The 10,293-nt window shown below is 36.8% G+C and carries 13 protein-coding genes; all 13 read left to right on the forward strand.

Annotated features, from left to right (window positions below; genetic code table 11):
- Positions 1-23 precede the first annotated feature (23 nt).
- A complete protein-coding gene (locus tag PBF_RS22655) occupies positions 24-1,301 on the forward strand; it encodes an IS110 family transposase (RefSeq protein WP_035333023.1) in 1,278 nt (425 codons plus the stop codon).
- Positions 1,302-1,691: 390 nt separating this feature from the next.
- A complete protein-coding gene (locus PBF_RS22660) occupies positions 1,692-2,108 on the forward strand; it encodes a hypothetical protein (protein WP_035333026.1) in 417 nt (138 codons plus the stop codon).
- A gap of 721 nt (positions 2,109-2,829) precedes the next feature.
- Entirely contained in the window at positions 2,830-4,632 is a 1,803-nt protein-coding gene (gene ltrA / locus PBF_RS22665; RefSeq protein ID WP_035333027.1) for a group II intron reverse transcriptase/maturase, read from the forward strand.
- A 197-nt stretch (positions 4,633-4,829) separates the two neighbouring features.
- A complete protein-coding gene (locus PBF_RS22670; RefSeq protein WP_051488994.1) occupies positions 4,830-5,342 on the forward strand; it encodes a 5'-3' exonuclease in 513 nt (170 codons plus the stop codon).
- A 138-nt stretch (positions 5,343-5,480) separates the two neighbouring features.
- Entirely contained in the window at positions 5,481-5,687 is a 207-nt protein-coding gene (locus PBF_RS22675; RefSeq protein ID WP_035333029.1) for a hypothetical protein, read from the forward strand.
- 81 nt (positions 5,688-5,768) lie between these two features.
- Positions 5,769-6,107, forward strand: coding sequence for a hypothetical protein (locus tag PBF_RS22680; RefSeq protein WP_035333031.1), 339 nt, complete (start codon positions 5,769-5,771; stop codon positions 6,105-6,107).
- A 9-nt stretch (positions 6,108-6,116) separates the two neighbouring features.
- Positions 6,117-6,641, forward strand: a complete 525-nt coding sequence (locus tag PBF_RS22685) for a hypothetical protein (protein WP_152539728.1) — start codon at positions 6,117-6,119, stop codon at positions 6,639-6,641.
- Positions 6,641-7,744, forward strand: a complete 1,104-nt coding sequence (locus PBF_RS25070; RefSeq protein ID WP_051488995.1) for a hypothetical protein — start codon at positions 6,641-6,643, stop codon at positions 7,742-7,744. Before PBF_RS22685 ends, PBF_RS25070 begins: the two co-directional genes overlap by 1 nt.
- A gap of 119 nt (positions 7,745-7,863) precedes the next feature.
- On the forward strand, positions 7,864-8,643 hold the full coding sequence (locus PBF_RS22695; protein WP_035333034.1) for a type II toxin-antitoxin system SpoIISA family toxin: 780 nt from the start codon (positions 7,864-7,866) through the stop codon (positions 8,641-8,643).
- 55 nt (positions 8,644-8,698) lie between these two features.
- Entirely contained in the window at positions 8,699-8,887 is a 189-nt protein-coding gene (locus PBF_RS22700) for a hypothetical protein (protein WP_035333036.1), read from the forward strand.
- Between the two features lie 91 nt (positions 8,888-8,978).
- On the forward strand, positions 8,979-9,104 hold the full coding sequence (locus PBF_RS27095; RefSeq protein ID WP_268745133.1) for a hypothetical protein: 126 nt from the start codon (positions 8,979-8,981) through the stop codon (positions 9,102-9,104).
- Between the two features lie 207 nt (positions 9,105-9,311).
- On the forward strand, positions 9,312-9,548 hold the full coding sequence (locus tag PBF_RS22705) for a hypothetical protein (protein ID WP_035333038.1): 237 nt from the start codon (positions 9,312-9,314) through the stop codon (positions 9,546-9,548).
- A 59-nt stretch (positions 9,549-9,607) separates the two neighbouring features.
- Entirely contained in the window at positions 9,608-10,255 is a 648-nt protein-coding gene (locus PBF_RS22710; RefSeq protein WP_035333046.1) for a hypothetical protein, read from the forward strand.
- Positions 10,256-10,293 lie beyond the last annotated feature (38 nt).

A 10,293-nucleotide genomic window follows, 5' to 3' on the forward strand; every position in this document is an offset into this window, starting at 1 on the left:
AGTTTACCAAGGAGGACTCCAAAATGGATTTTAAACAAAATCAGAAAATAAATCAAGTCACCGAAAAAACACTCGTAATTGGAATCGACATTGCGAAGCGAAAACATTTTGCTTGCTTTGTAGATGATCGCGGACGAGTGCTCCAAAAATCATTCTCTTTATCTCAATCCAGAGAGGGCTTCGAGCTCTTCTATCAACGTATTTTGGACGCAATGAAAGTAAACGAAAAAACAGAAGTCCTTGTCGGGATTGAACCTACTGGTCATTATTGGCTCAATTTAGCCTACTTCCTTGAAGAACGGGGAATTCCCCTGGTTATGGCTAACCCTATGCACGTCAAACGGTCAAAGGAGTTGGATGATAATTTGCCAACCAAACATGACCGCAAAGATGCGCTAGTAATCGCTCGCCTCATAAAAAATGGGCGATTCAGTTATCCTCGTATCTTGAAAGACATGGAGGCCGAACTTCGCGTGGGGTCAACGTTTAAAAGCAAGTTAACAGAGGAACTAGGTGCTGTCAAAAACATGATGATTCGCTGGTTAGATCGCTATTTTCCTGAGTTTACTCAGGTCTTCCCGTCATTCGGAAAGATGGCCATGGCGGTACTGGAATGTACCCCATTACCAAGTGATCTTTACCAGAAACAGGCTGATGAACTTTTAGTACAATATCGTGAGGTCGAAGGGCTCAAATCTCCCCAAAGACCGAAAGCGATGCGTCTTATTGAAGTCGCTGCTAACTCCATCGGAGTAACAGAGGGATGTGAGATGGCCCGTATTGAAATCGCCACGCTCGTTCGTCGTTACCATCAGTTGGAACAAGAAATCGAAAGCATTACGCAGCACTTAATTGAGCTTGTGCAAACGTCTGTAGAATACCAATCGCTCTCAACGGTCCAGGGACTTGGAGATTCGACGATTGTCGACCTATTAGCTGAAATCGGAAGCTTTTCACACTACGAAGATCCACGCCAACTAATCAAACTCGCGGGATTAACGTTACGTGAAAATTCCTCCGGCTTGCATAAAGGGCAAAAACGCATCTCCAAACGGGGCAGAAGAAAGCTTCGCGCCCTCCTATTCCGAGTGATGATGCCAATGATTCGCCACAATGAAGCCTTTAGAAAGCTACACGAGTATTACACAAATCGTCAGGTTAATCCGTTACGCAAGAAGCAATCAATCGTGGTTCTATGCGGAAAACTATTAAAAGTATTAAATGGGATTAGCACTAAGCACAAAGCGTTTGACGCACAGCGAATGATGAGGGATATTCCCAGTCTCGCAGAGGCTGCATAAGACCCTACATCCCCTTAAATAGACCTAGACAACAGGATGACACGGAGAAGCTGGCACTATTTTTTCCATTCGACCTCGAGTCCCTAAAGGAGCTTCGCTAGCCTCTGCCTTATGACTAGACCGAACGAAGGAATGTAGGCACACAGATGCCCAGAGACATGGGAGGGTACGTCATCATAAGTTATGCAGAGATCCATTGTGCATCGCATAATTTCCTATCACTACTTACCGTAATTATCCTGTAGTGACCGCGTAGCGTACCCACATATTGGAATTGATTCACATATTATAAAAATATTGTTAGAAATCGTGTCGAAAAATATTTTTTTGACACCTCACCAACGGGTCAAACCGTTGATAAATCAACATTTATAGAGGGAGGAATACGAAATGCTGCAATTATCTTTGTTTAACGACATTGAGGAAGAAAAAAGGGAATCAGTAGGTGAGCAAGTAGCTCTCATTGTTGATGGAAACAACGTATTAAATAGAGCCTATTATGTATCAGCATTAAACCCCAATAATATCATGAAATCTCCTGATGGAAGATATACTAACGGTGTTTTAGGGTTCTTGAAAATGATACTTAAATACAAGGATGAATTAAAGGCCACTCATTTAGCAGTGGTTTTTGATGAGGGAAGAGGGTTTAGGCAAGACTTGTTCCAAGAATATAAAGGGACAAGGGGGAAGCAGCCGGATGAACTAAAAGAACAATTTCCTTTGTTAAGGTCCCTTTTAAAGGGAATTGGAATTCCAGTTTTCTCTCACAAACAATATGAAGCTGACGATCGTGCGACTTGTTAAACAATAACCGTATTCTCCATACGGGAAATGTTTGAATCTAAGTACTTTAGATTTAACTTCTAATTCGATGGTTGAAATGAGGAATCCAAGTTTTCCGAAGCGACCACACTAATACTCCTACATGCTTTGGTGTGACAGACATCCAAAAGTATGAAGCTAGGTGAAGTCGGCTGAAAGTTACCGTTAAAAGATATTTTTACAATATCTCACGAAAGCTCCTTAGAGGTAAGGGGTGTAACTGATAAGTCGGGTGTCTATAAAATATCTATGGTGAGAATGACCAACTGGTCTGACGAAGCTCCGAATGTAAGGGTCTATACAGCTAAGATATCTAATCGGTATTTCGTAAATATATGTTTACGTAAGTTGACGAAAAGTAAGACTGATCGTTATGAAATTCGTCCATTCAACTATGGGAATGAAAGACTTACAGGCTCAAAGGATGCCACCTAAGGATATATGAACAGATAGAATTAGAGGAACAAGGAAAGCAAAGGACGTTGCAATGGGACTGTCAGCCCAAACGGTTGTTATAAGGCTTTATTATAGTCGAAATACATTTACCTTTGTGAGAGTAGAGGCATGACCATTGAAATTACCGTAATGGTAATGGAGGAATAGCCTCAAGTCTGGTGATAGTTATAACTAATATTCTAAACAGTGAATTGCAAGGGTCTTGTATGAAGATGGGAATATCATTCCAAGAAGGGAGTGATCCATTATGCAAGCACAATTACGATATCGGGAATACTACGGTATGACCGAAAAGTTCGATGAATTGTATGAAATAAGTAAACAGGGTACATCACATAAACACCTATACGATACCATCGTAACAAGGGAAAATATCCTACTAGCTTATCGTACAATTAAAAATAACAAGGGTTCTAAAACTGCTGGTTCAGATGGGCGCACAATTAAAGACTTCCAAGACTGGAATGAAGATAAATTTGTCCGCTTTATTCAAAAACGACTCGAAAACTATCAGCCAATGAAAGTAAGAAGAGTTCTTGTACCTAAACCCAATGGAGATAAACGACCTTTAGGCATACCAAGTATGAGTGACAGAATTATTCAACAAGCTTTCAAACAGGTTCTCGAACCAATTTGCGAAGCACGATTCTATAATCACTCATATGGTTTTAGACCACTTCGGTCAACACACCACGCCTTATCAAGAGTAAACAGCTTAATTAATCTCTCACAATTACATTATGTAGTGGACGTGGATATTAAGGGTTTCTTCGATAATGTAAATCACACACTACTACTTAAACAACTTTGGAATTTAGGAATACAAGATAGGAAAGTCTTAAGGTTAATAAGTAAAATGCTGAAAGCAGAGATAGATGGAGAAGGTATCCCTACAAAAGGAACTCCACAAGGAGGAATCCTCTCACCTTTATTATCCAATGTAGTTTTACATGACTTGGATATGTGGATATATGGTCAATGGGAAGGTTTCCAAACCCAACATACATTCAATAAAGGGTACAACAAATATGTAAGTCTGAAGAAATTCTCTAATCTCAAAGAAGGTTATATTGTGAGATATGCGGATGACTTCAAAATTCTTTGTCGTACTCGACAAACTGCTGAGAGATGGTTCCATGCTGTAAAGCTATACCTAAAGGATAGACTTAAACTCGACATATCACCTGAAAAATCACAAGTGATAAACTTACGAAAAAGAAAATCCGAGTTCTTAGGATTTTCAATCAAAGCTGAAAAAAAAGGAAAGAAATGTGTAGCATTCACTCGACCTAGCAAGAAAAAGATGGAGCAATACAAGGAAGACGGACGAAAACGAATTATTCAAATTCAAAAAAGTCCAACAGCCCAAAATGCTTTACTCTACAATAGCTGGGTGCTAGGCATTCACAACTATAGCCGTGCTGCAACACACGTCTTTCCAGAGTTTAATAAACTAGCATACGCGCTTAGTAAAACCCTATTCAATCGTTTGAAAAAAGTCGGCAAGTATGAACGTCCTAAGAAACCTCCGCCGTCTTATTCTAAGTTCTATAAAACCACCTATAAGACACACAAAATAGGACGAATATATCTTTATCCCATCACGGATGTAAGCCATAAAAATGTTATGAACTTTTCACAACATTTGACTACTTACACTAAAAAAGGGAGAGACGATATTCACAAGGAACTTAGAGGCGATGTGTTGATTGAAATACGACGTCTCATGATGTCAAACATCCCGAATAGAAGCATCGAATACATGGATAATCGAATTAGTAGGTACAGTATGAAAAACGGTAAATGCGAAATCACAGGAGAATTCCTACCTGCTGAATTAGTACACTGTCACCATCTAGTACCCACCGGCTTAGGAGGAACAGATGAATTTAATAATCTGCGAATCTTAAAGAAAGATATTCATATCCTAGTCCATGCAGTGGATGTACAAACGATAAAAAAATATATAGATAAACTACGCCCTAGTAGCGAAGTAATCAACAAAATCGATAACTATCGTAAAATGTGTAACTTAGAACCTATTAGTTAATCAATAACATCACAAGATGGAACGCCGTATGCGATGAAAGTTGCACGTACGGTGTGGAGTGGGGGAAAAGTTCAACCGAGTAAAATTATACCTACTAAAATTTAGTATTATTGAAAAGTTGTTTACGGAGGATACCGAATCCAAAGGCTTACCTATCACTATTTATTGCTTCGCTGGCCCGTATGCTGGAGAGAGATATGAAAGTTTTTACGTTATCAAACGATAAGGATTTACTTCAAATTGTTAGTAATCAAGTTGTTCAAATCGTTCGCGATAAGAAAACGGATATTTATTATGACAGTGAAGAATTTAAGTCTAAATACCAAGGGTTGGAACCTATTCAAATCATCGACATTAAAGCTCTTATGGGAGATTCCTCTGATAATATTCCCGGGGTCCCAGGTATAGGAGAAAAAGGTGCTATGGGGTTAATAAAAGCTTTTAAAACGATTGAATCTCTTTTTGAGTCAATAGAACATCTACCTAAAGAATTTAATCGGTATAAGAAGAAGCTAGAGGAAGGGAAGGCAAGCGGAGTACTGTCTAAGACCTTAACAACTCTAAAAAGCGATATTTGTCCAATAGAACATAAGGATGATATTCTATATCAAAGTAGGAAAGAGCATAATGAGTATTTAGAGGAAACCTGTTCAGAACTGGGGTTTCAATCTTTCTTACGAGACTTGAATCAAGGGAAATATAAAATATAACCTATTATTTCATCTAGTGTCAGTTTATCTCAATTTATGTCTAGTTTTGCGATAGCATTGTAAAATTATACTTTATCATGCTAAAATAAGGAAAAATATAGATATAGAGAAAGATCGAAACTGGAGAGAGATAAGGCTATGATAAGAATATTTTGGTTAATTGTTGTCGATCAACAAACTGGTTATTTCCACAATGCACAAATGGCCTCGAAAAATGAGGCAGATACCTTCGAAGATATGAAATATAAATTCGAACAGAAATTTCCTAAGTACATTGTGATACATGGTGGTCCAGGATTAGATACAAGACCAACTTTTTACGAAGGTCTTCCACAAGTAGGTTAACAAACACAATTGTATATGTGAAGAAGAAAGAAACACTCAACCATAATTGGTTGGGTGTTTTTATATTTTGGAGGAATTGATATGAATCTTGAAAAAGTCTGGAATGAACTTGCTAGTAACGGAGAGCCAGGAATTTACAGTGAAAGTACCATGAACGTCTTTAATACTCTTATTTTTTCACCTGGAAATACTTTTGGTGAGATAAAGGAATTTATAGAGAAGACTGATAGAAGAACATTAGAAATGGCTTTAGGTGATATTTACTTTATTCCCAGTATGGAAGAAGGGGATTATGAAGAACATGAGATTCAGGAAAGATACCATTTATATGCAAATGACTTTAGGGAGATTTGCTATATTGGTGAAATTATCTCCACCATTTGGAGGGAATCGAAACCTAAAAGGAAACGCTTTTTTTAAGGAGGAATAATGATGCTGCCTGGTTTATCAGAAATGGATAAAAGCGAATTTCAGGATGCAATTGATCGCGTCATACAAGCAAAAATTTTATTTGAAATGAGAGGGATTTACCCACCTGATCACTATGAATATTATGCAAGTAGTGAAGAGGGAGTAGAATTCCTACTTAGTATGATTTGTCTCGGAAATGAATGGGCACATATTGATTCTAATACCAATGGAAATGGTGTAGAAATAGTGATAATGAATAGCCCCGAATTGAAACAAATTTATAAAGAAATTGGAACAGTACGAGAGTCGATACAATTAAAGTTCCAACAAATCATTAAATCTTACCATGAGTTTTCGGATGGAGATTTTGGAGAGTTTATTGTAAAGCTGCTGTTTTGCGAGGATGGAAATATTGGTCTCTATTTTGATTTTTGTTACGGTCCTATGTACAGTTTTTTTGAAAACATGTTGCTGTTAAAGGATCGATTACAAGCCTTATTGGTGGAAATAAGACAAGAATTATCGAAGGAGAGTGTAGCTTAATGCGAATGGAAATTGTGTTAGATGGGTCAAAACATGTAGAAATAAAGAAATTCGATGGAGATATCCAAATTGGCAGAAGAAAAGCACTGACTGACGATTTTATTAGAAGCATGCTCAGCGCTATTGATGAACAGGAATTACTAAATTACTTATTTGAAAAGGAATACTTAGAAGTTATTCAGAAATTCATTGATGAAGAGGCTGATGTACGCTATGTAGGAACGGTGTTGGAGAACCTAATTCAAAAAATAAATAATGAAATAGATCCTCTAGAAAAAAACCAATACTATATAGATTTATTGATACTTCTACTAGATAAAGTAGACATTCAGAAGATTGATAGGAAGGGTCTGAGAAGAATCCTCGGATCGGCTTTGAAAAATGTTAATAAGATGGAATCTGATTCTGTTGAGTTTCAGTCATTACTTCTTACATTATTAAACAAAGCTGAGGTAAACAAAGAGTTATCTATTCCTGCCCTTTCAATGATTTTGGATGTCACAGCTAAAAAAGTGGCCATGACAGAGAATCAAGAAGAACTTAAGGAGCTATTTTTCTCCATTGTTACAAAAGCTCAAAACGATTGGCTAGAAAAAGCCATAAGTACAGCCGTACCGAATCGAGTACTTTGTAATAGCTTTATGCCTAAAGATATTGTGTATTATCAAAAAGACTTGATAAGTGAAACCGTTGTGATTAAGGTGCCAAAAGAGAGAAGGAAAGTCCGGTATCATGATGTTGAGTACAAACAGGTAGGCCATCCTGAAATGCTATTTTATTTTCATATTCAGAATCAACGGATTAGTAAAATCAAAATTGCCTGTGTAAAGGATAAGATTTTGAAAGAAGATACTCGTCTGTACCATTATCCATATTCGAATGTATTTGGAGATCACAGAGTTTGTTGGAGCTATGGAGAATATAAGATAGATTCACTGGATAAGCTGCAGCACATTCCTTATGTGTTTCTCTCTACTCCTAATAATGGTCATGTGAATCCCCAAACCCGTATGTTGTTTGAGAAATATCAAAATGCAGAGTTTGATGATAAAACGCTGTCTTCTTCTAATAAAACATTTGCTGAATTTGTTGCAAAAGATTAATGAGAGGCCTTTTTGGTATACTCCAATAAGGTTCTTTTCATATAATTAATCTATTGGAATAAATACACACATAGATTGTTAGGTTTTGGTTTCTTTACCTGGATGAAAGGAGTACTTACATGTACTTAAAAATATTTTTTGGCGTTTGCATATTGTACTTAGTGGGCAGCTTAATTTACTATTTTAGGAACCGTGAAGGTTTTATCTTACACATAGGAAGACTTCGGAAAAGCTTATATGTCATGTTCTTAACGGTCCTTTGTCTGGGATTTATCCTTCAAGAAATGGATTATAAGAACTGGCAGCTGTTGCTCCAAATGACAGCTTTCATTGTCTTTGTGGATCTTGCAGTGTTTCAAACACCCAATATATTAAAAATATTTAATGCTGAACTTCAGCATGAAGACTTAATTCGTGAGACATTAGAAAAAAACCAAAGGACATTAGGCTTTGTTACTCAAAAAGCAAATACCTTTACAGCAGTGATCCAAGAATCGGAAGACTATTTTATGGGAAAGCAGCAGGTTTCAAGTTGGACAGAATATGAAAAAGAGCTTTGTGAATACGTAAGTAAATATACTGGTTTTTTTGATTTCAAACTTAAATTATTCCTGATACCCGATTATCAAAATCAGGAAGAATTAATTAATGCCATAATGGATTCACTAGAGCAGGTTGAGAGAAGATATAATGTAAACATTGAAGATATGCAAGATGTCTCAAACCGACTTGCTGATGCAGAAAGTTTGCCATTGGTCATAGAAGAATTATTTATTGTTCCATTTTATGGACAGCATACCTACTTAGCTTTAGTTAGCAGCAAAGATGTTGAGGTAACAGGAATTGATGCTCTTAACATTGTAAATCTCATCAGTATTTTTGAATGGGAGATGTGTTAATACGCGTATTAGTGGTATAATTAAATATAATCAATCCAATGGAGGATGATTAACTATGATTGCTAGCAGAATTGCTCATTCAAGAAAAAAGGTTAAGAAGTATAGAGGCCGGGCAGGCAGAATGGTTAATCCCGCTGCAGAAACCCCACGCGGAAGGAAATTAACCAAAGTTGCACCCGGAGACTCATTTAGTGGTGTAAATGAAATGAATAAAAAGGTGTTAGAGCTGTTAAATAACCAATAGAGTGTAGAAGCAAAGGCAAAACGCCTTTGCTTTTTTTATGGTCATATTGCAAAAGGTCCATGGATATACTTCTTATATAAGGGGGATAGCTATGGGAGAAGATAAGAATCTGAAGCCTCGAAAGAAGACCATTGTTAAAGATATGGGATTTAAAGTAGCTAAGGAAAATGAAAAGATAATAGAAGTCCTAAAAGGAAAGGAAGCGGAAAACAAATGACTGCAAACTTTCCTTTTTTACAACTAATGGTGATGATATACTAGACTTATACTTCTTCTTTTCTTTTTACTAACACCCAGGCGGGCGTTATTATCTTTAATCTTTGAACGCACTTTATCCAAGTGATTAAAACTACTATCGTAGTTAATTTAATCCTTTGGGTAAAGTGCGTTTTTTGCATTTCCATTACTTTTAAGGAGGATTACAATGATCATCAAAAAGGTTTTCCGAGTGTTTGATAATTTATTTTTCAGCAGAGAGGATGCTGAAGCTATTCTAAGCGGCTGGGAACATAAAGAAAAACTATATGTTCAGTATGCAGTTCTTGAGGAATCAAAGATCGAATTGATAGCCGAGGGAGTAAATTATGGAATACCGGCCGAGGAAGTGACTGTGTATTCCAATGAAAAGGATGCACTGCATGACCTTAAGGAATGTTGTTAGAGTGCAATTAATTCGGCTTAGCTTAGAAAAAATACTAACAGTAAAGGCAGGGATGTAAAATGATTGTAAAGTACGAAACAAGTGCTAGAAGTTATGAACGCATGTTTAAGCGGGAGATGAAGAAAGCAGGCTATTTTAATACGGCCAGTGGCCTAACTAACTATATTATTCAATATGGTAAAAATGCTATTACTATTAACACGCAAAAGGGGAGCTCAATTTCAATAACCAGAGGGCAACTAAGACGTGCTATTTCTTTTACATTATTTAAAAGAACCATCATAAGAAAGGATATGGAGGGTTTCTCTAGCTACTCCTCAGCACTTTTTGGAATGATAAATAGAATTTTTCATCATATTGCCAGGTTATTGAAGTTACGAGAAGGATACCGTTTATCCCTTAAGACACTTCGTTTTTGGGCAAGTGGACTTGAAAGAGAAAAAAATGGGCTGCAGCTGCTTAAAAGAATAGGAGGGCATTTCGTGCTCTTTAATTTTTTTCAAATTCTGCAGTCAGGAACTAGCTGTCTAAAGCAATTAGATAGATATAACTTGTATGCTTATATTGATAGTGAAAGCTATTCTCTTCATAATCAAAAATACAGGAAAGGCTTACAAAATCTATCCCTATTTGATGAACAAACTGAACAGGATATGATATTGAAAGGGTATGCTGATTTTATTAATGCTAACAAGAATAATCTGTAAATGTCAACCCAAAAGTTGACCATGTCGCTCATGTAAAA

It is taken from the genome of Cytobacillus firmus DS1 (assembly GCF_000565285.1).
In the GTDB taxonomy this organism is placed as follows: Bacteria; Bacillota; Bacilli; order Bacillales; family Cytobacillaceae; genus Cytobacillus; species Cytobacillus firmus_A.

Excerpts from the sequence above, each read along its gene's own strand:
- PBF_RS22680 (WP_035333031.1), top strand. The coding sequence starts at position 5,769 with ATGAATCTTGAAAAAGTCTGGAATGAACTTGCTAGTAACGGAGAGCCA.
- PBF_RS22700 (WP_035333036.1), top strand. The coding sequence starts at position 8,699 with ATGATTGCTAGCAGAATTGCTCATTCAAGAAAAAAGGTTAAGAAGTAT.
- PBF_RS22705 (WP_035333038.1), top strand. The coding sequence starts at position 9,312 with ATGATCATCAAAAAGGTTTTCCGAGTGTTTGATAATTTATTTTTCAGC.
- PBF_RS22710 (WP_035333046.1), top strand. The coding sequence starts at position 9,608 with ATGATTGTAAAGTACGAAACAAGTGCTAGAAGTTATGAACGCATGTTT.
- PBF_RS22695 (WP_035333034.1), top strand. The coding sequence starts at position 7,864 with ATGTACTTAAAAATATTTTTTGGCGTTTGCATATTGTACTTAGTGGGC.
- PBF_RS22685 (WP_152539728.1), top strand. The coding sequence starts at position 6,117 with ATGATGCTGCCTGGTTTATCAGAAATGGATAAAAGCGAATTTCAGGAT.
- PBF_RS22655 (WP_035333023.1), top strand. The coding sequence starts at position 24 with ATGGATTTTAAACAAAATCAGAAAATAAATCAAGTCACCGAAAAAACA.
- PBF_RS22675 (WP_035333029.1), top strand. The coding sequence starts at position 5,481 with ATGATAAGAATATTTTGGTTAATTGTTGTCGATCAACAAACTGGTTAT.
- PBF_RS22670 (WP_051488994.1), top strand. The coding sequence starts at position 4,830 with ATGAAAGTTTTTACGTTATCAAACGATAAGGATTTACTTCAAATTGTT.
- PBF_RS25070 (WP_051488995.1), top strand. The coding sequence starts at position 6,641 with ATGCGAATGGAAATTGTGTTAGATGGGTCAAAACATGTAGAAATAAAG.
- PBF_RS27095 (WP_268745133.1), top strand. The coding sequence starts at position 8,979 with ATGGGAGAAGATAAGAATCTGAAGCCTCGAAAGAAGACCATTGTTAAA.
- ltrA (WP_035333027.1), top strand. The coding sequence starts at position 2,830 with ATGCAAGCACAATTACGATATCGGGAATACTACGGTATGACCGAAAAG.
- PBF_RS22660 (WP_035333026.1), top strand. The coding sequence starts at position 1,692 with ATGCTGCAATTATCTTTGTTTAACGACATTGAGGAAGAAAAAAGGGAA.